The following is a 24,884-nucleotide window of genomic DNA, read 5'->3' on the forward strand; positions in this document are numbered from 1 at the left end:
AATGAAGAAACAATTAATAATTCTGTCTGCTTTTTTAATTAGTATGACAGTGTTCGGACAAAAAAATGAAATAAAAACGGCTGAAAAGGCAATTAAATCTAGTGATTTTTCAACAGCAATTTCTGCCTTAAATCAAGCTGAAGGTTTAATAGGTGAAGCAGATCAAAAAACCAAGGCTAAATTTTACTATTTAAAAGGGATGGCTTTATATCAAAATGGAGCAAATACAAATGTAGAAGAAGTAGGCGCCGCATTTAACCAATTGCTTGATTATGAAAAAGAGTCAAAGAAGTTTAAATACACTACTGAAGTAGGAGGATTAATAAACACATTGGTTCAAAATATTGCAGGTAAAGCGAGTACAGATTATGAGGTTGCAGTTGCATCTAAATCTCCTGAAGATTATTTAAAAGCAGCCAAAGGATTTTCACAAGTTTATGCTTTAAGCCCTGCTGATACAACGTTTTTAGACAATGCTGCCTTGGTTTATTTTTATGGGGAAGATTACAATACTTCAAAAGACATTTATGAAAAATTGTTGGATCTAAATTATACAGGAATTACAACTGTTTATATTGCTACAAATAAAGTAAATGGTGAAGAAGTAACTTATCCAGACAAAAAAAGAATGGATTTAGATGTTAAATTGGGTGTTTCTGAGAATCCAAGAGTTGAAGCCAAAGAATCAAGACGTGAAATGATTTTTAAAAATTTAGCACAAAATTATGCAATGCTTGAGAATCCTGAAAAAGCTTTAGAAGTTATAGCAGAGGGAAGAAAAGAATTCCCAACAAGTTATTCTTTATTAATTGATGAAGCAAATATGTACTATAAAGCAGGTGATAATGTTAAATTTAAGGAAAAATTAGAAGAAGCAATTAGTCTTAATCCAACAGAGCCAACTTTATATTATAATGTAGGTGTTATGAATATGGATCAAGGAAATATTGATGAAGCTATAAAGTATTTTGAAAAAGCAATTGAGTTAAAGCCTGATTATTCAGATGCTTATAATAATATTGGAGCCGCAATAATAGAAAAGGCAGCACCAATAATTGAGGAAATGAACAAGAGTTTATCAGATTTTGCAAAGTATGATAAATTACAAGCGCAACAATTTGAAATTTATAAAGAGGCATTGCCATCTTATGAAAAAGCTTATGAATACAATCCAAAGAGTTTAAATGTAATTCAAACATTAATGGGTTTATATGAAAATCTTGAAATGACAGATAAACTGAATGAGATTAAAGTAGTTTATAATGAATTAAAAGGATAATCTTTTAAAAATAATATAAAAAAACCTTTCAAATATTTGAAAGGTTTTTTTATATTATTTTTTTAATGACTCTTAGTTTGTGAGTATGTTTTTGGTCGTCTAAATTAAATATGCCACTATGGTCAATCATATCTATTCTAACTTTACCATGTGCATGTATTATATAGTTATCTTTCATAATGATTCCTACGTGTGTAATAATCCCTTCATTATTGTCAAAAAAAGCCAAATCTCCTGGCTCACTTTCTTCAATAAAACTTAACACTTCTCCTTGGGTTGCTTGTTGTGAAGCATCACGTAATAAATTATATCCACATAGTTTATAAACCATTTGTGTTAAACCGGAACAATCAATTCCAAAAGGTGTTTTTCCTCCCCATAGATAGGGTGAATTTATATATTTGAATGCAATTTCAACAATTGATTCTTTAGGTAATTTTGTGTTAAAAATTTGACCTTCATAATGAAATTTGCTATTATTTATTAGAAGGTTTTGATTTTTGAAAAAGGGCAAGCTAGAACCCATTGTAATCATTGAAAAATTTTTATTTTCATCAGTTGCAAAATCAATTAATTCACCAGTAAAACAATTTTTTGAGTTTCTAATTTCATCATATATTTCTTCAGTAATTTCTTCATATTGCTTATTATCTATCCAGCCTTCATAGTTGTCAAAGGCAATTCTAATTTTACTCCATTTTTTTCTTGATTCTAATACCTTAAAATGTTCCCCAAATAACAATTGTGATACCATTTCACTAGCATCGTTTGGTTCAATTCTTAAAGGAATAATACTTAAATTACAAATACCGTACTGCATAAAATTAAATTACATTCTTTCAATTATAATTGCACTTGCACCACCACCACCATTACATATTCCAGCAGCGCCAATTTTTGCGTTATTTTGTTCTAATATAGAAGTAAGAGCAATTACTATTCTTGCTCCAGACATACCAAGAGGATGGCCTAATGATACAGCACCACCATTTACATTTACCTTCTTAGCATCTATGTCTAAAATTTTAGTATTGGCTAAACCTACAACTGCAAAAGCTTCGTTGAGTTCAAAATAATCAACATCATTTATTTCAATTCCAGCTTTTGCTAATGCTTTTGGTAACGCTTTTGCGGGCGCTGTAGTAAACCATTTTGGTTCTTGTGCAGCATCAGCATACCCTTTAATTCTAGCAATAGGTTTTAAATTTAAATCAGCAGCTTTTTCCGCACTCATTAAAATTAACGCAGCCGCACCATCATTTAAGGTAGAAGCATTTGCCGCAGTTACAGTTCCATCTTTACTAAAAACAGGTCTTAAAGTTGGTATTTTATCTTTATTAATATTTTTGTATTCTTCATCTTCAGAAAATAAAACAGGATCTCCTTTTCTTTGTGGAATTTCTACTGGAACAACTTCATTTTTAAAATTTCCATTTTCCCAGGCTTTTGCAGATCGATTATACGATTCTATAGCAAAATTATCTTGGTCTTCCCTTGTGAAGTTGTATTCTTTTGCACATAAATCTCCACAAGTACCCATATGTTTTTGATCGTATACATCAGTTAAACCATCCAATAATAACCCATCAACAACATTTATGTTTCCAAGTTTTGTAGCTTTTCTACCTGAAATATAATGAGGGATACTACTCATATTTTCCATACCTCCAGCAACAATAATCTCTGCATCACCAGTTTTAATTGCTTGAGCTGCAAGCATAATTGATTTCATTCCAGAAGAACAAACTTTGTTAATTGTAGTACAAGGAACGGTTTCTGGGATTCCTGCAAAAAGAGCAGCCTGTCTTGCTGGAGCCTGACCAAGTCCTGCAGAAATAACATTTCCCATAAAAACTTCATCAACCAAATTAGGATCTAATTTTATTTTATTTAAAGCTCCTTTTATGGCAATAGCACCTAATTTAGTAGCAGAAATATCTGCTAAACTACCTAAAAAGCTTCCAATTGGTGTTCTTGCTACAGCAACAATTACAACGTCTTTCATAATTAACTTATTTTCAATTGCGAATTTAATCAAATTTAAGGAATCTTTTTGTTTTTGGTATAGAGTTTATAACTGTAATAATTATTACTTATTATTAAATTAAGTTTTATAATTTACCTGAATAATTAATAACCCAAATATGTATGACTACAAAAACAGCCTATAAAAAGCATTATGTTGCAATAATTGGAGGTTCAATTTCCGGTTCTGAAGCCGCAAAAATTCTTGCGGAAAATGGATTTAGAGTGGTAGTTTTTGAAATGAATAAATTGCCCTATGGCAAAATTGAAGATGGATTACCAAATTGGCATATAAATTTAAGGAATCGACAAATTAAAGAAATAGACTCCAAGCTAGATCATCCAAATATAAAATTTGTTCCAAATACCAAAATAGGAAAGGAAATTGACTTTTTAGATTTAGCAACTAACTGGGGTTTTTCAGCAATTATTTTGGCAAATGGAGCTTGGCAAGATAGAAATATGCCAATTTTAAATATTGAAAAGTTTATTGATAAAGAGTTAATATACCAAAACTCTTTTATTTATTGGTTTAACCATAAACATGAACCAGATTATTCTGGAATAAATTACGTTGTAAAAAATAATACGGTTGTTATTGGCGGAGGATTGGCATCTTTGGATGTAGTAAAAGTAGTAATGATTGAATTGGTTAAAAAGCAACTGCTTATTAAAAAAGGGATTGATGTTGATTTATTTACATTGGAAAAAGACGGAATTAATAAAATTTTAGAATTATACAACGTTAATTTTGAGGAGCTTGAAATTGAAAAAGCAAGCCTAGTTTATAGAAGAACGGCTATGGATATGCCTTTAAAATCTCCGAAAGATGAAACTAAAGAGCGTATTGAAACGGCAAGATTAGTTTCAGAAAAATTATTAAATAAATATTTGGAGAAGTATTTATTTGAGTTCGTACCATTAAGTGTTCCTTCTGGTTTTATTGAAAATAATGGCAAGTTAACTGAACTGGTTTTTCAAAATGTTTTAATTGAAAACGGAAAAGTTAAACCAATTGAAAATAGTTTTTTTAATATAAAAACAGAAATGTTAATTTCTTCAATTGGAAGCATTCCTGAAAAAATCGAAGGTTTGCATTATGAATATTCATCATTGAAAATGAGAGAAAAGGCAGATTATCATGTATTTGGATTTGAAAATGTTTTTGCAATTGGAAATGCGGTAACGGGTAGAGGAAATATTCAGGAATCTAAGCAGCACGGTAGACAAATGACAGAAAAAATAATGGATAAGCATTTAACTGAAGAGGCATTTGAATTGTGGTTAATACATCATAATAATCAGATTAAGTCTAAGGTTGCAGAACAATTAGATGGTATAATAAAAGAAATATCAGGCGCTAAAATACAACCAGAATCAATTCTAAATGAAATTATAAATAAAACCGATTCCATTCACAAAAAAATAGGATTTACAACCTATCAGAATTGGGTAAATCAAAATATGCCAATAAGGTTAGAGGAGATCTTAAAAAAATAAAAGCGATTGCAAATGCAATTATAATTATTATTGCTATTTTTGACTTGCAAACGGATACTTCGTGAAAAAAATTATTAATAAATTACTTGTAAATCATTCATTAATATATAAACTGTTTTTATATATAGCCACAGTAGTTTTAGTGGTTTATTTATTCCCAAAAGGTGGGCAATTTAAATATGAATTTCAAAAAGGAAAACCTTGGGAATATGAAAATTATTATGCCCCATTTGATTTTGCCATTCAAAAAACTAATGAAGAAATTGAAATTGAAAAACAACAAATAAAAGAATCATCTAAGCAATTTTATGAATATGATGAAAATGTTGTTTTAAAAGTTAAAAAATCAATTGAAGAAAAGACTGCAGAAGTTTTATCTAATTCAGAACTGAGTGAAATAGAAATTCTAAATCTTAATGAAAAAATTGATGAGATTGTTAAAGATGTTTATGAATTTGGCTATTTAGAAGCTTCCAACGACCATAAAAATAATGTTTCAGTAATTACGTTAAGAAAAGGGAATAGGAGTCAGGATGTTGAGTATGATAAGTTGTTTGAATCTTCAGAAATATTGAGTTTTATCAATTCAAAGATTGGAATTCAACCAACTACCCAAGTAGAGAATATTATCTTAAATATTATTTATGAAAGTTTAATGCCAAACGTGGCATTTGATCCTGATTTTACGGATCGGGTTTTACAAGAAAATTTAAATAAAATATCATACACGAAAGGTTTAGTTTCTGAAAATGAGCGAATAATATTTAAAGGAGATATTGTTGAGGGCGATAAATTAATAATTCTAAATTCAATAAAAGGAGAATTTGAATCTCAGGTTTGGAGTAAATCAAATTATAATTGGATTGTATTTGGATATACTATTTTAGTAGCATTGGCTTTTTTGATGTTATTGCTTTTTTTAAAGAAATACAGGCAAGATATATTTGAGAATAACACAAAAATAACCTTCATATTTTTTAACATTGTTTTAGTGGTTCTATTAATTACTTTAATTGTAAAATATGATGCAGAGTACATTTATATTGCACCAATTGTAATTTTACCACTAGTTTTAAAAGCTTTTTTTGATGCAAGGTTAGGATTGTTTTCTCATGTATTAACAGTTTTATTATTAGGGTTTATTGTTCCTAATAGTTTTGAATTTATTTTTTTACAAATAATAGCTGGGATAGTTACTATTTTAACAATTTCAGAACTTTATAAAAGAGCTAATTTATTTATATCTGTAATTCAAATTACGTTTGTGTATTTTGTTGCATATTTTGCTTTTTCAATAATTCAGGAAGGAAATGCACAAAATTTAGATTGGCAAAAATTTGTTTATTTTTCAATTAATGGAGGAGCAACATTGTTTGTTTTACCATTAATATATGTTTTTGAAAAGCTTTTTGGCTTGGTCTCAGATGAATCTTTAAAAGAGTTATCTAATACCAACTCTAAATTGTTAAGAGAGCTGGCAGAGAAGGCTCCAGGGACTTTTCAGCATTCTTTACAAGTTGCAAATTTGGCAGAAGCTTCGGCAAATGAGATTAATGCAAATTCAATGCTTGTTCGTACAGGAGCTTTGTATCATGATATTGGTAAAATGTTAAATCCAATGTATTATACAGAGAATCAATCAACCAATGTAAATCCTCATAATGAGTTAACTCCAAAAGATAGTGCCCAAATAATTATCAATCATATTATTAATGGAGTTGAATTAGCAAAAAAACATCGATTACCCGATAGGATTATCGATTTTATTAGAACACACCATGGAACAACACTTGTATATTATTTTTATAAAAAGGAAGAAGAACTTAGCGGAGGAGATGTAGATATACAACATTTTCAATATCCGGGACCAATACCTTTTTCAAAAGAAACTGCCATTTTAATGATGTGTGATTCAGTAGAAGCAGCGTCTAAAAGTATAAAAGAACCTAGTGCGCAGGCATTTGATAATTTGGTAGAGAAAATTGTAAACAAACAAATGGAGGATGGACAATTTATGAATGCAGATATTACTTTTAAGGAATTACAAACTATTAAAAAGGTATTAAAAAAGAAGCTAAAGAATATTTATCACCTTAGAATTGAATATCCAGAATAAATAAGTTTAAATTTTAAGTAAAAAAAGTAAAAAAATGTTGTGTAAATGTAATTCTAATGCTACATTTGCACTCGCAAAAATAAGTTCATAAACATATTTTTTTAGGAGAGGTGCCTGAGTGGCCGAAAGGAGCGGTTTGCTAAATCGTCGTAGGTGGAAACACTTACCCAGGGTTCGAATCCCTGTCTCTCCGCAAAATATTAAGATAACCATTTTCGGGGTGTAGCGTAGCCCGGTTATCGCGCCTCGTTTGGGACGAGGAGGTCGCAGGTTCGAATCCTGCCACCCCGACAATTAACTATTTGGATTATTTAATCCTAATGGTGGCATAGCTCAGCTGGATAGAGCACCTGCCTTCTAAGCAGGCGGTCCTAGGTTCGAATCCTAGTGCCATCACAAGATAACCTACTGATTTTCAGTAGGTTTTTTTTTGTTTTAAGAGGGTTGTAGTTAAACTCCAGAAAATGCACTGAATCCGCCATCTACAGGAACTACAATTCCATTTACAAAACTTGATGCATCGCTACATAACCATAATAATGTACTTACTAACTCTTCGGGTTTACCAAAACGTTTCATTGGTGTGTTTTTTACAATTGTTTTTCCTCTTTCTGTAAGAGAGCCATCATTATTTAATAATAAGCTTTTATTTTGGTTGCCAATAAAAAAACCTGGAGCAATAGCATTTACTCTTGTGTTATTATTATGTTTTAGTGTCATTTCAATCGCTAGCCATTTTGTGAAATTTTCAATAGCAGCTTTAGCAGCGGAATACCCAACTACTCTTGTTAAAACATGTTGAGCAGTTATAGAAGAGATGTTTATAATATTTCCGTTTTTTTGTTTTGCAATTTCACTGCCAAAAACAATTGTAGGTAATAGAGTTCCGTTAAGGTTTAAATCTGTAACAGAATTAAAATCATTCAAATTAATGTCAAAAAAATTATCTTCGGGCATTATTGTAGCGCCTTTTAAATTACCACCAGCTGCATTGACAAGAATATCAATTCCTCCCCATTTATCAAGAATAGCTTTTCTTACATCTTCCAATTTTTTTAGGTCTAAAACATCTGCTGTCATTGCTATTGCTTGTCCACCTAAATTGTTAATGTCTTCGGTTTTAATTTGAAGTGAACTTAAAGTTCTTCCAATTAATACAACCTTAATGCCTTCAAGCGCAAGTCCTTTTGCCATTGCACCGCCTAATGAGCCACCTCCGCCAGTAATTATTGCTACTTTGTTTTTATAGTTATGTTCAATCATGTTTTAAATTTAATCCTAATATTAGATAACAAAAGTAAAATTAAAAAATAGAGAGTAAAAGAAGTTTAAGGAAAAAGGTAAGGTTGATTTCATATTTTTATTTAAAAAATAGTAATTTTCTATTACAAGCATTATTTATAAGTATTTTATTAATATCTTCTTGAAGTTTTGATTTATTTTTTATCTTGAATAGGAAATCTATTTAGATAAAAAATTTGCATTTAAAATAATTTCCACTACATTTGTGTAATCGATTACATTAATTATAAAAACACTATGTCAACTAATTACGAATCACGTTACGCATCAAGTCCTGATGCAGTTAAAAAATACGATACAACTCAATTAAGAGAAGAATTTTTAATTGATAACTTAATGGAAGAGGGGAAAGTAAATCTTACTTATTCTCATTACGATAGATATATTGCAGGTTCTGCAGTTCCATTACAACCATTAAAGTTGGAAACTATTGACCCATTAAAGGCGGATTATTTTTTAGAAAGAAGAGAAATAGGAATTATAAATGTTGGTGGAGATGGTTCTGTTGAAGTAGACGGAACGGTTTATGAATTGGGCTTTAAAGACGCTTTATATATTGGTAGTGGAAATAAAGAAGTTATTTTTACAAGTAATGACGCAAAGAATCCTGCACAGTATTATTTAAATGCTGCACCAGCCCATAAAAATTACCCTACAAAAAAAGTAAGCAAAGCTGAAGCTAATAAAATTGAATTAGGATCTTTAGAAACAGCAAATCATAGAACTGTAAACCAAATGATTATTGGCGGTATTGTAACCACTTGCCAGTTACAAATGGGAATGACTGAATTAAAAACGGGAAGTGTTTGGAACACGATGCCAGCACACGTTCACGATCGCAGAATGGAAGTTTATTTTTATTTAGACATTCCGGAAAATCAGGCTGTTTGTCACTTTATGGGACAACCAGAAGAAACACGTCATATTTGGATGAACAATCATCAGGCAGTTATTTCACCACCTTGGTCAATTCACTGTGGATCAGGAACGTCAAATTACACATTTATATGGGGAATGGCAGGTGAAAACCTAGATTATAACGATATGGATGTAGCAAAAATAACTGACTTACGATAAAAAACAGCATAAATACAATGAGAAATTTATTTGATTTAACAGGTAAAAGAGCCTTAATTACTGGAGGTGTTCACGGTTTAGGAATGGCCATGGCAAAAGGCTTAGGTCATGCAGGAGCAGAACTAATCGTAAATAACTATTCCTCTGATATGCTTGAAGAAGCAAAAAAGGAATATGAAAGTGAAGGTCTAAAAGTACACACTTATGTTTTTGATGTTACCAACGACAAAGAAGTTGAAAAATATATTGACATTATAGAAAAAGAAGTTGGCCCAATAGATATTCTAATTAACAATGCAGGTATTATTAAAAGAGTACCAATGGAAGATATGGAAACAGAAGATTACAGAGCTGTAATTGATGTAAATTTAACAGGGCCATTTATTGTTTCAAAATATGTTGGAAGAAAAATGATAGCGCGTCGTGCAGGAAAAATCATTAACATAAATTCAATGATGAGTGAATTAGGAAGAAACACCGTTTCGGCTTATGCAGCATCAAAAGGAGGATTAAAAATGTTAACGAAGAATATGGCAACAGAATGGGCTAAATACAATATTCAAACCAATGGTATTGGACCAGGATATTTTGCAACTTCACAAACAGCACCAATTAGAGTTGACGGACATCCGTTTAATGAATTTATCATTTCCAGAACTCCGGCAGCACGTTGGGGAGATCCAGAAGATTTAGCAGGAGCAGCCGTATTTTTAGCTTCCAAAGCAAGTGATTTTGTAAATGGCCAAATTTTATATGTTGATGGAGGTATTTTAGCGACTATTGGGAAACCATCAAACGAAGAATAATTTTATAAGAAATAAAATAGAATGAGCACGAAATTTATACATGATAATTTTTTACTGGAAAATAAATTTGCAGAAGAATTATATCATAACTATGCTAAAAAGCAACCAATAATTGACTACCACAATCATTTGCCTCCTCAGCAAATAGCAGATAATAAAATATTTAGTAACATTACAAATGTTTGGATTAACGGAGACCATTATAAGTGGCGCGCCATGAGGACATTAGGAATTAATGAAGAGTTTATTACTGGAGGAGCTTCTGATAAAGATAAGTTCTTAAATTGGGCTAAAACAGTGCCATATACAATGAGAAATCCATTGTTTCATTGGACCCATTTAGAATTAGCCAGATATTTTGATATTAACGAATTGTTAAATGAAAATTCAGCAGAAAGAATTTATGAAGAGACAAAAGAGAAGCTAAATACAGAAGCGTATAGTTGTCAGAATTTACTTCATAAGGTAAATGCTGAATTAGTTTGCACTACAGAAGATCCAATTGATAATTTAGAACATCATAAAAGAATTGCTAAAAGTGACTTAACTGTTAAAGTTAATACTGCTTTTAGACCAGATAAAGCTATTTTAATTGAAGATGAAGGGTACAATGCTTATATTGATTTACTTGGAAATGCTGCAGATATTTCAATAAATTCTTATCAGGATTTATGTGATGCCTTAAAGAAAAGAATTTCATTTTTTGATGAAAATGGTTGTAAACTTTGTGATCACGGTTTAAATGAAATTTATTTCGAAAAATTCACTGAAAATGAAGTAAATTCAATTTTTGAAAAGAAAAGAAATAATCAATTAGTTACTAATGAAGAAGCGCTTAAGTTTCAAAGCGCAATATTATTATTTTTAGCTGAAACCTACCACGAATTTGGTTGGGTTCAACAATTTCACTTAGGAGCTTTGAGAAATAATAATGCAAGAATGCTTAGAGTTTTAGGTCCTGATACGGGATGGGATTCAATTGGTGATTATTCTCAAGCCGCAAAATTGTCAGCTTTTTTAAATGCATTGGATAGTAAAAATAAATTAACCAAAACAATTTTATACAATTTAAATCCAGCCGATAATGAAGTTATGGCAACCATGATTGGAAACTTTAACGATGGAAGTGTAAAAGGAAAAGTTCAATATGGATCGGGATGGTGGTTTTTAGATCAAAAAGATGGAATGACAAAACAATTAAACGCCCTCTCAAATATGGGATTAATTAGTTGTTTTATTGGAATGTTAACAGATTCAAGAAGTTTCTTATCTTTCCCAAGACATGAATATTTTAGAAGAATATTATGTAATCTTTTAGGTGATGAAATTAAAAAAGGTGAATTACCAAATGACATGGAGTGGATAGGTAAAATGGTTGCAGATATTAGTTATAATAATGCAAAAGAATATTTCAAATTTTAGACAGAATAATTAAATACACAATTGATAATGTTTGAAGTGATAAATTTTGGAGAAATTATGTTAAGATTAAATTCACAATATGGAGTGTAAGTTGATTTTGTGACAAGTTTATTAAAATAAGATTGTTTATGTTAGGTTTGATTTTGATGGAGGGTTGTAAATTGTTAGGTAAAGATCGGCTCTCCACAATATCAATATTTAAATTTTAAAATAAAATGGCACAACTTGTAAAAGGTATTAAAGGTGGTCACCTTGTTCAAGTTTAATGCCAACTGGAGGTGTTGCTCCAAACAAGGAAAATTTAGAAGGATGGTTCAATGCAGGTGTAACTTGTGTTGGAATGAGTGCTCAATTAATATCAAAAGAAATTATAGCTAATAATAATTATGCTAAATTAGAAAAAGATATGAAAAAAGCTTTGGCTTTAATTAAGCAAGTTAGAAAGTAAAAACTCACAATAATTATTACCTAAATAAATAAAATAAGAAATTAAATTAAACCAAGTAAAATAAATATTATGAATGAACCACAGCAAAAAATAGGCAATTATCGCTATAGAATTTTGGCGTTATTAATGTTTGCTACCACTATTAATTATTTTGATAGAAGTATAATTGGTGTAATGGCTCCAACACTTGAAAAGTTGTTTGGATGGACAAATAGTGATTATGCCAATATTATGATTTCATTTAAGGTGGCCTATGCTATTGGTATGTTATCAATGGGAGGACTAATTGACCGTTTAGGAACTAAAAAAGGATATACACTTTCTATTGCAATTTGGAGTTTCTTTGGGATGTTGCACGCATTGGTGCGCCCCGGATTTAGTATTATAGGTTTTGCAGCAGCTCGATTTGGTTTAGGTTTTGGAGAAGCAGGAAACTTTCCAGCAGCGATTAAAACAACAGCAGAGTGGTTTCCAAAAAAAGATAGAGCATTTGCAACAGGTCTTTTTAATGCAGCCACTAGTATTGGTGCTATTGCAGCGCCGTTTGTAATCGGTTGGATTGTTCATGAAAACGGTAAAAATTGGCAAATACCATTTTTAATTACGGGAGTGTTGAGTGCTATATGGGTGTTTCTGTGGTTAAGAATGTATAAAAAACCTCAAGTTCATCCTAAAGTATCAAAAGAAGAATTAGCATATATACAAAGTGATTCTGAAGAGGAGAATGAAGAGAAATTACCTTGGAAAAGTGTACTAGATAAGCGTCAAACTTGGGCTTTTGGTTTAGCTAAAGTTACAGACGCTGTTTGGTGGTTTTACCTTTTCTGGGGAGCAAAATTTTTGGCAGAAACATTCGATGTAAATATTAAAAATATTGCACTTCCATTTTTTGTTATTTACATTTTAGCTGATGCTGGAAGTATTTTTGGAGGGTTTCTTTCAGGTGCATTAATGAGAAAAGGTTGGACAGTGAATAAAGCTCGAAAAATAACCTTATTAATTTGTGCATTAATTATCCTTCCTGTAAGTTTTGTAGCAGTTACAGAAAGCAAATGGATAGCAATTATTCTTATAGGTTTAGGAGCTGCTGGTCACCAAGCTTGGTCTGCTAATATATTTACTTTGGTTTCTGATGTTTTTCCTAGAAAGGCCACAGCTTCTGTTGTTGGAATTGGAGGAATGATTGGAGCAGTTGCAGGTATTGTTGCAGATGCTGCCTTAGGTTCAGTATTAGATCAAGCAGGGAATACTGGTTACTTTTGGGCATTCCTTTTTGCAGGTTCTTGTTATTTAATCATACTTGGTTTAGTGCATTTATTAATGCCTAAAATGACTCCTTTAGATGAAAATTTAAATCCGGTTGTTGAGTAAAAAATATTTTTATTTCGTCTTTATATTTAGATAAATAAAAATAGTTAGTAAAATGAGGTTAAGAAAATAATGAAAAAATTAAATAGAAAAAATACAGGTTTAGAAAAGAAACTTCCAATTAAAATTGTTCAATTTGGAGAAGGTAATTTTTTAAGAGCTTTTATAGATTATGCTTTTCAAAAATTGAATAAAGAAGTTGATTTTAATGCTGGAGTTGCTGTTGTTCAACCAATAGATAGAGGATTGATAAATATACTAAATGAACAAGATGGATTATATACCTTGTTTATGAAAGGTATAAAAAAAGGGCAAGAAATTCAGGAGATTGAATTGATTTCAAATATTGTTCAAGGTGTAGATCCTTATGTGAATTTTAATGAATATCTTGATCTTGCAAAAGAAGAAGAATTATCATTTATAATTTCAAATACAACTGAAGCGGGTATCGCGTACGTATCTAATGATACACCAGGAATGCAACCTCCAAGCTCTTTTCCAGCAAAGTTAACTGTTCTTTTACATGAACGGTTTAAGCACTTTAATGGAAGTCCGGATAAAGGACTTACAATTATTCCTTGTGAACTTATCAATAATAATTCCGATACGTTAAAAGAAATTATATTACAATATATTGAAGATTGGAAATTAGGTGATAAATTTAAAAATTGGTTATTAGATTATAGTACTTTTCATAATACTTTAGTAGACAGGATTGTACCAGGTTATCCTAAAGATCAAATTGAAGAATATAACAAACAATTAGATTACTTAGATAATTTAGTAGTTGCTGCTGAAGTTTTTTTACTTTGGGTTATTGAGGGTGGAGAAGATTTAAAAGCAAAATTACCATTTCATAAAACTGATTTGGATGTAAAAATTGTTGATGATATGCAACCTTACCGAACTAGAAAAGTTCGAATTTTAAATGGTGCACACACAGCTATGGTTCCTTTTTCATTATTATATGGTAATGGAACAGTAAAAGAAACAATTGATAATGAATTTACAGGTGATTTTATAAATAAAGCTGTTTTTAACGAAATAATAGATACGTTAAAAATGGATAAAGAAGAACTGAAGAGTTTTGCTGAAGAAGTTTTTGATAGATTTAGAAATCCTTTTATAAAACATCAATTGTCTGATATTGCTTTAAATTCAATTTCAAAATTTAAAGTAAGAGTATTACCAAGTTTGTTAGAGTATGTTGCAATTCATAATAAAATACCTACTCGATTAACTTTCTCTTTTGCTTGTTTAATTCGTTTTTATAAAGGTGTTTGGGAAGGAAAACTTTTACCTGTTAAAGATAGTGCTGAAATTGTTGAGTCTTTTACTAAAATTTGGGAATTATCAGATTATCAGCAAATTGCAAACAAGACACTTGAAAACATTAGTTTTTGGGATCAGGATTTAACAAAAATTAATGGCTTGTCTCAAGCAATTGCTCGTGCTTTAGAAGAAATTGAAACCAATGGTATTGAAAAAGGCTTTGCAAATTTCAATAAACAATATTAAATAAAATTATAATTAGACTAATAATGCAAAAGAAGTTAATAAAAGTTAATCCTTCGGATAATGTTGCTGTTGCTCTTGTAAATTTAGTAGCTGGAGATGCTGTTGAATTTGAAGGAGAAACTATTAATATTTTATCGGATACTAAAGCAAAGCATAAAATTTCCTTAGAAAAATTTAATGTTGGGGATAGAATTATTATGTATGGTGTTTTAGTTGGAAAAGCAAATTGCATTATTAAAAAGGGAGATGTGCTTACTATTAGCAATGTGAAGCATGAAAGCGAAAAAGTTTACAAAAAGACTGGAGATATTGGGTGGTCAGCTCCAAATGTTGATAAATGGAAGGATAGAACTTTTTTAGGTTATGAAAGGGAAGATGGACAGGTTGGAACCGCCAATGTTTGGTTGTTTTTTCCACTTGTTTTCTGTGAAAACAGAAATATAGAAACATTAAAAGAAATTTTTGAGAAAGAATTACTAACACAAAAAGTAAGTAGTCATCAGCTATTACTTCGCTCTTTGGTGAATAGTAATAATGCAAATGATGAAGAAATTGAAAAATTAACTTCAACTAATGTTTTTGAAAATATTGATGTAAAATTTATAACACATCCAGGTGGTTGCGGAGGTATTCGTCAAGATTCAGAAAGTTTGGCTAAATTATTAGCAGGTTATGTTAATAATCCAAATGTTGCTGGTGCAACCGTATTAAGTTTAGGGTGTCAAAATTTACAAATTGAAATTTTTAAGGATGCTTTAAATGCAATCAATCCAACAAGTAAAAAACCTGTCTTAATTTTTGAACAGCAGCAAATGGGTACGGTTGATGATATGTTGAGCGCTATTGTTAAAGATTCTTTTGAAGCTATAAAAAAAGCAAATAATATTTCTAGAAATCCAGCTCCTTTATCTAAACTAAATATTGGTTTAGAATGTGGTGGTTCAGATGGTTTTTCTGGGATATCAGCAAATCCAACGTTAGGATATACTTCAGATTTGATAGTAGCACTTAAAGGTACTGCGATTTTGGCAGAATTTCCTGAATTGTGTGGTGTGGAGCAGGAATTAATGAATAGATGTAAAACCGAAGAAGATGCAATTAAGTTTTTAAAACTTATGGAAGCTTTTGAAAAATCTGTTGTAGACGCGGGTTCTGGATTTGATATGAATCCTTCTCCTGGAAATATAAAAGATGGTTTAATAACTGATGCCATGAAATCTGCTGGCGCTGCTAAAAAGGGAGGTTCGTCACCAGTTGAAAGTGTATTGGATTATGGGGAATATATTTCAAAACCAGGTCTTAATCTATTATGTACACCAGGTAATGATGTTGAAAGCACAACGGCAATGGTAGGTTCTGGAGCGAATATAGTTTTATTTACTACAGGATTAGGTACACCGACGGGAAATCCAATTACTCCTGTTATCAAAGTTTCTTCAAACACAGAAATGGCAACAAAAATGTCGGATATTATTGATGTTGATACTGGAGCAATAATTAGAGGTGAAAAATCAATTGAAGAAATGGCTGAAGTTATGTTAGAATACATCATAGAAGTTGCAAGTGGTTCTATAAAAACCAAAGCAATGCTTTTAGATCAAAATGATTTTATTCCTTGGAGAAGAGGAGTATCCTTATAAAATAACTTAGAAATTATTGACCCCACAAATAAACTTTTATGAATACCCAAAATCAATATGAATTTGACGAGTTCTCAGGAATTTTGTATATAAACTATATTGGTGAACTAACAGTTTCTGATATTTGTTCTTCTTGGGAGTATGCTTTTGAGAATAACTTAATTACGAAGGAAGTTAAAGGTTTTATTCTTGATCATAGAAATACAATATTAAATATCAATACTTCAGATTATCTGGAAATAACCTGTTTTTATAAAAATAATAAAGAGATTTTTGGAAATCTTAAAATTGGGACAATTACAGAAGATCCAAAGGGAGTTGTTATAGCAATTCTGATAGAGTCAGAAGTGAATGGGTTTCCAATAAAGCCCTTTGCAACAGTTGGCCATGCAGTTAATTGGGTTTTAAGCTAAGAAAAATAATTTCGTTTAAAAAATAAGATAAAAAAAACACCTAATTTTAAATGAAATTTAGTGTTGTTTTTTTAAGGATGATTCTCTAATTATTAATTTAGGATTTAAGACAACCTTTTTTTCAATTTTAACAATTTCTTTTTTATTTATTTGTTCAATAAAAACTTTAGCTGTCATTTTGCCCATTTCTAATGGTGATTGATCTACTGAGGTAATAGCTAGCTCCATAAATTTCGTAAAGGGTTCATTTGCAAAACCAGCAACACAAATATCTTCTGGTATTTTAAGCCCGTGAGCTTTAATTTCTTGAATGGCACCAAGTGCGGTAAAATCGCTCGAAGAAAATATAGCATCTGGTGGGTTATCTAATTCAAGTAATGATTTTGTGATTTTTCTTCCATCTTCAACGTTACTAATAGCTTCTATTACAATACTTTCGTCAAACTCAAGTCCACTATCAAGTATCGCTTGTTTATATCCAAGATATCGATCTCTAAATATTTCTATTAAACGATTGTTAGATAAATGGGCAATACGCTTACAGCCTTGAGCTATTAGATGCTTTGTTGCTTCATATGCTCCTTGAAAATCATTAATTGTAACAGTGCTTACACCATCTATATTTGCTTTTCTATCAAAAAATATTAATGGTACATTTTTTTTAAGTATTCTTTCAAAACTTTCATTTTGTTCAGTAGATACATTCGAAATAGACATTAAAATACCATCAACCTGAGCATTTAATAATGCATCAATATTTTCAATTTCCAAATTTTTATCATCTCTTGTTTGACAAATAATTACATGATAACCATAAGGATGCAGCTCTTCCTCAATCCCTCTAATTACAGAAGCAAAAAAGTTACTGTCTAATCGTGGAACTATAACTCCAACGTTATAACTTTTTCCACTTTTAAGTGCTAAAGCAAGCTTATTTTGTTTGTAATTCATTTTTGCTGCTGTATCAGCAACTAACTGTCTTGTTACTTTACTTATTTTAGGGTTGTTGTTTAATGCTCTTGAAACCGTTGCAGCAGTTATATTTAATTCCTTTGCAATATCGTAAATGGTAATTTTCTTACTCATTGAGTAGGGTATTTTATTTTTGTAAATATAGCTATTATTATTTCTTTTAAAATTTTAATGTTATCGATTACAATAAAAATAGGTATTAATGTAAAATCATTAAAATAATGAATTAAATTAAAAAATAAGAATAAATTTAATTGAATAATTTCATATTTAGGGCATCTTTTTAACATTTTTTTTGATTTAGCCGTAATTTTAATGTTAAATTAACATTATTGTGTTATAAATTTGCTTTTTATAGTTTCATTGAGTAGTTTTGTGTAATCGATTACATTAATTTTTTTTGATATTAAATTAAATTAAAAACTTTATGATTTCATTAAAAAAATAAGTAATCGAAATTTTAATTAACTCAAACTAAATTATAATTAAATTATGAACATCAATGTTTTATTTAAAAGAACCTTAAAATGGAGTTGTGGAATATTCCTATTTTTGGGACTGTTTGTGGGTAGCGAAGTTATTGCCCAAAATGGTACAACTGTTAACGGAACAGTTAGTGATGATACTGGGCAACCTTTGCCTGGTGTGAATATCCTTGAAAAGGGCACGAGTAACGGAGTGTCCACAGATTTTGATGGTAACTTTACCATTAATGTATCTGATGATAATTCCGTTCTTGCAATAAGTTATATTGGTTATAAAAAACAAGAAATCAGTGTAAATGGGCAAAGAACATTAAATATAGTTCTTAAACCAGATTTAGAATCACTAGATGAAGTAGTGGTTGTTGGATATGGAACTGTAAAGAAAAAGGATTTAACTGGAACGGTTAGTACCTTAGATGCTAAAGCTCTTACTGAGAGAAATGTAACTAGTCCACTTGAAGCAATGCAAGGTTCTGTTGCAGGGGTGCAAATATCTTCGGCAACTGGTCGTATTGGTGATGGTTTTGATATCACTATTAGAGGGTCAAACTCTTTATCGGGTGGAAAACCTTTGTATGTTGTTGATGGTGTATTTATTGATGATATTAGTTTCTTAAATCCACAAGATATTGCTCGTTTAGACATTTTAAAAGATGCTTCATCGGCTGCAATTTATGGTTCTAGAGGTGCCAATGGTGTAATTATTGTTACTACAAAAAGTGGTTCTAGTGCAAAATCTGGTGTAAATGTATCTTTCGAATCATCTTATGGTGTAAAAGAGGTTACAAGATTGCCAAAAATGATGGATGGGGATAAATGGTGGTTATACCATCAATCTGCTTATTTTGCAACTACAAATGGAGGTGATGCTCTAAATACATCAGCTGAATTACTTGCAAGTAAAGTTGTTGGTAGTGCAAATAGTATATTGCTAGAAAGAGCGCAGAATAATGATACTTTTGATTGGTATGATGCTGTACTTCAAAGTGGAACATCTGAAAATAATTATTTAAATATAAACGGTATATCAGATGGAGGATTATCTTATAATGTTGGATTAGGTAAGCAAAGTGAAACTGGTAATATTCCAAATGAGTCTATTGATAAATACTCTTTAAAGTTAGGTGTTCAACATAAAATTAATGAAAAGGTTAAAACAGGAGTAAACTTAACAATTGCCAGGACGGATAGTGAATTAGGTAGTCCCAATGCAATGCAACAAGCTTTTAGATTAAATCCTTTCTTATCACCTTGGGCTATTGATTCAAATGGTGATGAAATTGTTGGAGAATTATATCCACAACCTGGAAAATTAAGATTCCCTGATGGATCTTATGGAGTTAATAAAACAAGTACATATAACCCATTATTAGAAATTAATAATTCATCTGATCAAATAAGAAGATGGAGAACTATTGGTAGTGTTTTCTTTGAGTATAAACCATTGGAATGGCTTAGTTTTAAATCTACTTACTCAGGTGGTTTCAATAATTACAGAAGAGGTAAATCTTGGGGGCTTCTAACAAATGAAGGAAGTAAAAATGGTCCAAGTTCAGATATTTCTAAAAGTGAAAATTATAATTATACTTGGGATAACCAGTTTAATATTAATTATACATTAAACGATGATCATGTATTTAACTTCTTAGGTTTACAAAGTATTTATTCTAGTGAAACAGAATCTTCTTTCCTAAGTTCAAAAAACCAACCTTTTGAAACAGGTTTCTATGGTTTACAAGCAGGAAGTTCAGAATCATTTAATTTAGGCTCAAATTATTTTAAAAAGACCTTAAATTCTTATGCTGCGCGTTTAAATTATTCGTATTTAGATAAGTATTTGTTAACAGTATCAAATAGATGGGATGGTTCTTCAGTACTTTCAGCTGGAAATAAATGGGAATCATTTCCTTCAGTAGCCGTTGCTTGGAAAATGAACGAAGAATCTTTCCTTGCAGATAGTGAGATAATCTCTAGTTTAAAAACAAGATTGAGTTTTGGTTATACCGGTAATGATAATGTTGCTGCTTATACAACACTTAACTTATTAAATCAACAATTGTTTTATGAAATTGATGGTGATGCAGCAAATGGATGGTTGGCTTCATCTTTAGCAAACAAAGCCTTAACTTGGGAGAAAACAAGAGAGCTTAACTTTGGTGTAGATTTTGGATTATTTAACAGTAAAGTTACAGGTAGTATTGATTTGTATGATAGATTATCTGATAATCAAATTGGGGCACAGTCTTTACCTATGGAGTTAGGGATACCTAGTGGTTCTACAAAAGCAAATTTCGGTTCTATTAGCAATAAGGGGGTTGAAATTTTGTTGACAACAAGAAATATTCAGACAGACAATATTACTTGGAAAACAACTTTTACGTTTACAAAAAACAAGAATAGTTTAGTAGAAATAAATGGACAAAAAGAGAATGATGACGTTGGGAACAATTGGTTCTTGGGAGAATCTTTGAATTCTTATTATAATTATGTGTTTGATGGTGTTTGGCAACCAAGTGAAGCCGATGAAGCTGCATCATATAATCAAGAGCCTGGTCAGGCGAGAGTTAAAGATTTAAATAACGATGGAGTAATAGATGCTAATAATGATAGAACTGTTGTTGGGAATTCTGATCCAGATTGGTCAGCTAGTATTATATCTAATTTAAATATTGGAAACTTTGATTTATCAATTTCGGCATTTACAAATCAAGGAGTTTATGCATATAGTGAGTTTCATCAAAACTTTACAGATGTTAGAGATAGAGGACGTCAAAAATTAGATATAGCTGATTGGTACATTCCAGAAAATGGAGCGGGTATACCGGCTCAATTCTCTAATTCTTATCCTCAACCTCGTAATGCAGGTACATATTGGAGAAATTCTAGAGTTGGATATTATAGAGATGCATCATTTATTAAAGTAAAAAACATCTCGTTAGGATATACATTTGATGCGGATGCATTAGAAAAATTGAAAGTTAAAGGGTTAAGAGTTTATATGAATGTCTTAAATCCTTTAGTGATAACAGATTATGACGGTTACGATCCAGAATGGGCTACAGCTTCATTAGGAGTTGGACGTGTAAGTTCGGCGACGTATCAATTAGGTTTAAGTTTAAAATTTTAAAGAATAGACATGAAAAAATTAATAATTTTAGGAATTCTGGCATTAACATTTAGTTCATGTTCAGACTTTATTGAAGAGGATAATCTAGCAAGTGCTGATGCTGAGTCTACTTATAAAACAGCCGCAGGGTTCAATCTTTTAGTAAATGCAAATTATTCTCAATTGAGAGAAATATATGGAGATGACGCTTATGTGTTTTGTGCTGGTACAGATTTATATGCTGTAGGATCTGGTAGAGGTTCTGAACCTGATGGATTATCTGAGTACACACAATTAAACTCTTCATCAACAGATGTAGATCAATTATATATATCTTGTTATAAAGCTGTTAGAGCTGCTAATACAGCTTTATTTTATTCTGATATTACGGAGCAAACAAATGATTTAAATACTTTAATTGGAGAAGTTAAATATTTAAGAGCAAATGCTTATTTTCTATTGGTTCAAACTTATGGAGGTGTAGGTATTGTTACAGAGTATGTTGATTACCCACAATTATCATTTGATAGAGATTCAGCAGAAGAAGTTTATAATTTGATTATTTCAGATTTAGAGGCTGCTTTAAACGCTGTTAGTACGTCATCATATAATGGCCGTGTTAACAAAAGAGCTGTTCAGCATTTATTAGCTAAAGTATATTTAACAAGAGCTTATGAAAGCTTTGCTGATACTAGTGATTTTGCAACTGCTGCATCTTATGCAGATGATGCAATTGCTGGAGAAGCTTTAACAATTCCTTTTGATGAATTATGGTTTCCAGGTAATGAAATGAATACTGAAACATTATTTTCAGTACAATTTTCTGAATCATCAATTAGTTCAGATCCAGAAAATTTAGGGCATAAACAAGGGAATTGGTTCGGACCTTATTTAGGTGGTTCTGAAAATGTTGAAAATGGAATTGTTAATGCACCTTGGAGAAGTTATACATTACTTGCTACAGACTTTGCATTAGATTTGTTTTCTTCTGATGATGAAAGATATAATGCGACTTTTATGACTGAGGTATATATGAAATACTATGATGAGTTTAGAGTTGATGACAAAAGTGGATTAGAAATTAGACATTATTATACTCCGAAATGGGCGACACAAGCTGAGGTTGATGCATATGCAATTGCACATCCTGAAGCTCAAATTCATCTTTGGGGAACTTATGCTGCTAGTGTTGTAAGTAGTGATTACCAAACGATACCAGCTAAGAAATTTGATGACCCAAAAGCACCATTTGCAAATGGTAGTAATAGAGTTGGGACAAGAGATATAATTTTGTCTCGTTTAGGTGAAACTTATTTAATTGCTGCAGAAGCATATTTAAATACGAATCCTGCTACTGGTTTGGATAGATTAAATGCAGTTAGAGAAAGAGCGGGTGCCGAACCAGCGACTATAGGAGAGTTTGATATAGATTATGTTTTAGATGAAAGAGCTCGTGAATTATTTGGTGAATATCACAGATGGTTTGATTTAAAACGAACTGAAAAATTAGTGGAAAGAGCTTCTTTGCATAATTACTTAATTGAAGAAAGTAACTTTAATGGGGCTAATGGTGAACTTAAAATTTTACGACCAATTCCACAATCGGCTTTAGATTTAAATCAAAATAAAGATTTTGCTCAAAATCCGGCTTATAATTAAATAAAGATTATTGTATACATATTAAACAAATTTTACTATTTTTTGTTTAAATATATTTGGATTAATTGTTTAGTAGCCTGATGAAATCATCAGGCTACTTTTATTTAAAATAATTGACATTTTATAACTTTAAATTTAAAAGATGAACCTGCTAAAAAAAACAAATACTCTTTTTTTAATAGTTATTTATTTAACAATTTCTTGTAATGGCAAACAAGAAAATAAAATAAAATCAGAAGAAAACTCTAAAATAGAATTAACCATTTCAGATACTTTAAAATGGTCAGAAAGAATGGCTTTGTCCATTATAAAAAGACATCCAAAACTTTGGCAAGTAGATGATAATAAAAATCCTAAATGGGATTATAAACTTGGATTATTGTCCCTTTCTTTTGAAAAACTTTATGATAAAACTCAAAATCAAAAATACTTTGATTATGTTGAAAATTATGCTAAAACTGTAATTGATAGTAATGGATCTATATTGAATTATGATATAGAAAAGTATAATATAGATATGATTAATGCTGGGAAAATTTTATTCGATTTACTAGAAAAAACAAAAGACGAAAGGTATTTAGCGGCTCTTAAAACATTAAGAAAACAGTTAGAGGGTCAATCTAGAACAGAATCTGATGGTTTTTGGCATAAAAATATTTATCCGAATCAAATGTGGTTAGATGGTTTATATATGGGAACTCCATTTTATGCACAATATTCTGCTGAGTTTGAAAACGGAAAATTTTTTGATGATATTATTAAGCAATTTGAACTCATACAAAAACATACTTTTGATCCTCAAACAGGATTATTATTTCATGCTTGGGATGAAAGTAAAAAAATGGAATGGGCAAATAAAGAAACAGGTTGTTCTCCCAATTTTTGGTCTAGATCAATGGGATGGTACGCGATGGCTATTGTAGATGTTTTAGACTATCTACCGAAATCACATTCGGGGCATGAAAAATTAGTAGGATATTTAAATCAATTAGCTATAGCATTGGAAAAATTTCAAGATGAAGAAACAGGTTTATGGTATCAAGTGACAAATATGGGAGGAAAAGAAGGTAACTATTTAGAAGCATCAGGAACTTCAATGTTTGCTTATGCTTATGCAAAAGGTGTAAATAAAGGGTATTTATCTTCAAGTTTTAAAGATGTTGCTAGAAGAGCTTTTAATGGTTTAATTACCCAACTAATTAAAGTGGATGAAGATGGGGAAATACATATAACTCAAGTATGCGGTAGCGCTGGACTTGGAGGAAACCCATATAGAGATGGCTCATTTGAATATTATATTGGTGAAAAAATTAAAATTGATAATTCACATGGTTTAGGGCCTTTTATTTTAGCAGCTCTAGAACTAGATAAATAATTTTAAAAAGCGATATATTAAAGGTTTAATTTATCGCTTTTTTAGTAAATAATTTTTCAATATGCCTAAACGAAATTATTAAAGTTAATTTTATTAAAAGTTCTTTTAATAAAAATATTTAAAGGATATTTTGTGATTTAATTTCAGAATTAAATCGCACGGTTTATAAATTTAATATTTTTTTAAATTAAATTCTATTCATTAATAATTAAGGGATTACCTATAGAACTCATAAAAATACAGAACTTAAAGTAGATAAATCTACCTTATTTTAAAAAAAGAAAAAAAGAAAAATTTTTTAATAAAATAATTAAAGAGTTATTGTAACATTTATTATCAAATAATTTGGTTTTCTAATTGTCTTTTTTTAGAT

18 protein-coding genes and 3 tRNA genes are annotated in these 24,884 nt (G+C 30.5%); 17 read left to right on the forward strand and 4 right to left on the reverse strand.

Annotated features, from left to right (window positions below; genetic code table 11):
• Position 1 precedes the first annotated feature (1 nt).
• The gene (locus CHB63_RS00545) at positions 2–1,279 is read left to right on the forward strand and encodes a tetratricopeptide repeat protein (RefSeq protein ID WP_089376491.1); all 1,278 of its coding nucleotides are present in this window, start codon (positions 2–4) and stop codon (positions 1,277–1,279) included.
• 49 nt (positions 1,280–1,328) lie between these two features.
• On the opposite strand, the gene CHB63_RS00550 is transcribed toward CHB63_RS00545, so the two are convergent.
• On the reverse strand, positions 1,329–2,099 hold the full coding sequence (locus CHB63_RS00550; protein WP_089376492.1) for a C40 family peptidase: 771 nt from the start codon (positions 2,097–2,099) through the stop codon (positions 1,329–1,331).
• Between the two features lie 9 nt (positions 2,100–2,108).
• Positions 2,109–3,284: an acetyl-CoA C-acyltransferase gene (locus tag CHB63_RS00555; protein ID WP_089376493.1), complete on the reverse strand. Its 1,176-nt coding sequence runs from the start codon at positions 3,282–3,284 to the stop codon at positions 2,109–2,111.
• 143 nt (positions 3,285–3,427) lie between these two features.
• On the opposite strand from CHB63_RS00555, the gene CHB63_RS00560 reads away from it, so the two are divergent.
• The 5 genes from CHB63_RS00560 to CHB63_RS00580 all read left to right on the forward strand — a co-directional run bounded on the left by CHB63_RS00560 (position 3,428) and on the right by CHB63_RS00580 (position 7,316).
• A complete protein-coding gene (locus CHB63_RS00560) occupies positions 3,428–4,804 on the forward strand; it encodes a hypothetical protein (protein WP_089376494.1) in 1,377 nt (458 codons plus the stop codon).
• 61 nt (positions 4,805–4,865) lie between these two features.
• Positions 4,866–6,920, forward strand: a complete 2,055-nt coding sequence (locus tag CHB63_RS00565) for an HD family phosphohydrolase (protein ID WP_089376495.1) — start codon at positions 4,866–4,868, stop codon at positions 6,918–6,920.
• Between the two features lie 104 nt (positions 6,921–7,024).
• Positions 7,025–7,113 (forward strand) — tRNA-Ser (locus CHB63_RS00570).
• A gap of 23 nt (positions 7,114–7,136) precedes the next feature.
• Positions 7,137–7,211: transfer RNA gene (locus CHB63_RS00575), tRNA-Pro, on the forward strand.
• Positions 7,212–7,242: 31 nt separating this feature from the next.
• Positions 7,243–7,316: transfer RNA gene (locus tag CHB63_RS00580), tRNA-Arg, on the forward strand.
• 54 nt (positions 7,317–7,370) lie between these two features.
• On the opposite strand, the gene CHB63_RS00585 is transcribed toward CHB63_RS00580, so the two are convergent.
• Entirely contained in the window at positions 7,371–8,183 is an 813-nt protein-coding gene (locus CHB63_RS00585) for an SDR family oxidoreductase (protein WP_089376496.1), read from the reverse strand.
• Positions 8,184–8,459: 276 nt separating this feature from the next.
• Between CHB63_RS00585 and kduI the strand changes: the two genes are divergently transcribed.
• The 8 genes from kduI to CHB63_RS00625 all read left to right on the forward strand — a co-directional run bounded on the left by kduI (position 8,460) and on the right by CHB63_RS00625 (position 16,914).
• Entirely contained in the window at positions 8,460–9,299 is an 840-nt protein-coding gene (gene kduI / locus CHB63_RS00590) for a 5-dehydro-4-deoxy-D-glucuronate isomerase (RefSeq protein WP_089376497.1), read from the forward strand.
• A 17-nt stretch (positions 9,300–9,316) separates the two neighbouring features.
• On the forward strand, positions 9,317–10,105 hold the full coding sequence (locus CHB63_RS00595) for a gluconate 5-dehydrogenase (RefSeq protein ID WP_089376498.1): 789 nt from the start codon (positions 9,317–9,319) through the stop codon (positions 10,103–10,105).
• Positions 10,106–10,126: 21 nt separating this feature from the next.
• Entirely contained in the window at positions 10,127–11,527 is a 1,401-nt protein-coding gene (uxaC, locus tag CHB63_RS00600) for a glucuronate isomerase (RefSeq protein ID WP_089376499.1), read from the forward strand.
• A 265-nt stretch (positions 11,528–11,792) separates the two neighbouring features.
• Positions 11,793–11,975, forward strand: a complete 183-nt coding sequence (locus CHB63_RS00605) for a beta/alpha barrel domain-containing protein (RefSeq protein WP_089376500.1) — start codon at positions 11,793–11,795, stop codon at positions 11,973–11,975.
• Between the two features lie 69 nt (positions 11,976–12,044).
• Complete coding sequence (locus CHB63_RS00610; RefSeq protein WP_089376501.1) at positions 12,045–13,346, forward strand: MFS transporter; 1,302 nt, start codon at positions 12,045–12,047, stop codon at positions 13,344–13,346.
• Positions 13,347–13,415: 69 nt separating this feature from the next.
• Positions 13,416–14,861 carry a tagaturonate reductase gene (locus tag CHB63_RS00615; RefSeq protein ID WP_089376502.1) on the forward strand — a complete coding sequence of 482 codons (1,446 nt, stop codon included), beginning with the start codon at positions 13,416–13,418 and terminating at the stop codon, positions 14,859–14,861.
• Positions 14,862–14,884: 23 nt separating this feature from the next.
• Entirely contained in the window at positions 14,885–16,501 is a 1,617-nt protein-coding gene (locus CHB63_RS00620) for a UxaA family hydrolase (RefSeq protein ID WP_089376503.1), read from the forward strand.
• A gap of 38 nt (positions 16,502–16,539) precedes the next feature.
• Positions 16,540–16,914: a hypothetical protein gene (locus CHB63_RS00625; protein ID WP_089376504.1), complete on the forward strand. Its 375-nt coding sequence runs from the start codon at positions 16,540–16,542 to the stop codon at positions 16,912–16,914.
• A 57-nt stretch (positions 16,915–16,971) separates the two neighbouring features.
• Here CHB63_RS00625 and CHB63_RS00630 read toward each other — a convergent pair whose 3' ends face one another.
• On the reverse strand, positions 16,972–18,000 hold the full coding sequence (locus tag CHB63_RS00630) for a LacI family DNA-binding transcriptional regulator (RefSeq protein WP_089376505.1): 1,029 nt from the start codon (positions 17,998–18,000) through the stop codon (positions 16,972–16,974).
• A gap of 378 nt (positions 18,001–18,378) precedes the next feature.
• Between CHB63_RS00630 and CHB63_RS00640 the strand changes: the two genes are divergently transcribed.
• The 3 genes from CHB63_RS00640 to CHB63_RS00650 all read left to right on the forward strand — a co-directional run bounded on the left by CHB63_RS00640 (position 18,379) and on the right by CHB63_RS00650 (position 24,511).
• Positions 18,379–21,498 (forward strand): SusC/RagA family TonB-linked outer membrane protein, encoded by a 3,120-nt coding sequence (locus CHB63_RS00640; RefSeq protein WP_089376507.1) that lies wholly within the window; start codon positions 18,379–18,381, stop codon positions 21,496–21,498.
• Between the two features lie 9 nt (positions 21,499–21,507).
• A complete protein-coding gene (locus CHB63_RS00645; RefSeq protein ID WP_089376508.1) occupies positions 21,508–23,136 on the forward strand; it encodes a RagB/SusD family nutrient uptake outer membrane protein in 1,629 nt (542 codons plus the stop codon).
• Between the two features lie 142 nt (positions 23,137–23,278).
• The gene (locus tag CHB63_RS00650) at positions 23,279–24,511 is read left to right on the forward strand and encodes a glycoside hydrolase family 88/105 protein (RefSeq protein ID WP_089376509.1); all 1,233 of its coding nucleotides are present in this window, start codon (positions 23,279–23,281) and stop codon (positions 24,509–24,511) included.
• The last annotated feature ends 373 nt before the right edge of the window (positions 24,512–24,884 follow it).

The organism is Lutibacter flavus, assembly GCF_900188355.1.
In the GTDB taxonomy this organism is placed as follows: Bacteria; Bacteroidota; Bacteroidia; order Flavobacteriales; family Flavobacteriaceae; genus Lutibacter; species Lutibacter flavus.

Bases quoted from the DNA above. Each gene is read 5' to 3' on its own strand.
- CHB63_RS00545 (WP_089376491.1), top strand. From the start codon at position 2: ATGAAGAAACAATTAATAATTCTGTCTGCTTTTTTAATTAGTATGACA.
- CHB63_RS00550 (WP_089376492.1), bottom strand. From the start codon at position 2,099: ATGCAGTACGGTATTTGTAATTTAAGTATTATTCCTTTAAGAATTGAA.
- CHB63_RS00555 (WP_089376493.1), bottom strand. From the start codon at position 3,284: ATGAAAGACGTTGTAATTGTTGCTGTAGCAAGAACACCAATTGGAAGC.
- CHB63_RS00560 (WP_089376494.1), top strand. From the start codon at position 3,428: ATGACTACAAAAACAGCCTATAAAAAGCATTATGTTGCAATAATTGGA.
- CHB63_RS00585 (WP_089376496.1), bottom strand. From the start codon at position 8,183: ATGATTGAACATAACTATAAAAACAAAGTAGCAATAATTACTGGCGGA.
- kduI (WP_089376497.1), top strand. From the start codon at position 8,460: ATGTCAACTAATTACGAATCACGTTACGCATCAAGTCCTGATGCAGTT.
- CHB63_RS00595 (WP_089376498.1), top strand. From the start codon at position 9,317: ATGAGAAATTTATTTGATTTAACAGGTAAAAGAGCCTTAATTACTGGA.
- uxaC (WP_089376499.1), top strand. From the start codon at position 10,127: ATGAGCACGAAATTTATACATGATAATTTTTTACTGGAAAATAAATTT.
- CHB63_RS00605 (WP_089376500.1), top strand. From the start codon at position 11,793: ATGCCAACTGGAGGTGTTGCTCCAAACAAGGAAAATTTAGAAGGATGG.
- CHB63_RS00610 (WP_089376501.1), top strand. From the start codon at position 12,045: ATGAATGAACCACAGCAAAAAATAGGCAATTATCGCTATAGAATTTTG.
- CHB63_RS00615 (WP_089376502.1), top strand. From the start codon at position 13,416: ATGAAAAAATTAAATAGAAAAAATACAGGTTTAGAAAAGAAACTTCCA.
- CHB63_RS00620 (WP_089376503.1), top strand. From the start codon at position 14,885: ATGCAAAAGAAGTTAATAAAAGTTAATCCTTCGGATAATGTTGCTGTT.
- CHB63_RS00625 (WP_089376504.1), top strand. From the start codon at position 16,540: ATGAATACCCAAAATCAATATGAATTTGACGAGTTCTCAGGAATTTTG.
- CHB63_RS00630 (WP_089376505.1), bottom strand. From the start codon at position 18,000: ATGAGTAAGAAAATTACCATTTACGATATTGCAAAGGAATTAAATATA.
- CHB63_RS00640 (WP_089376507.1), top strand. From the start codon at position 18,379: ATGAACATCAATGTTTTATTTAAAAGAACCTTAAAATGGAGTTGTGGA.
- CHB63_RS00645 (WP_089376508.1), top strand. From the start codon at position 21,508: ATGAAAAAATTAATAATTTTAGGAATTCTGGCATTAACATTTAGTTCA.
- CHB63_RS00650 (WP_089376509.1), top strand. From the start codon at position 23,279: ATGAACCTGCTAAAAAAAACAAATACTCTTTTTTTAATAGTTATTTAT.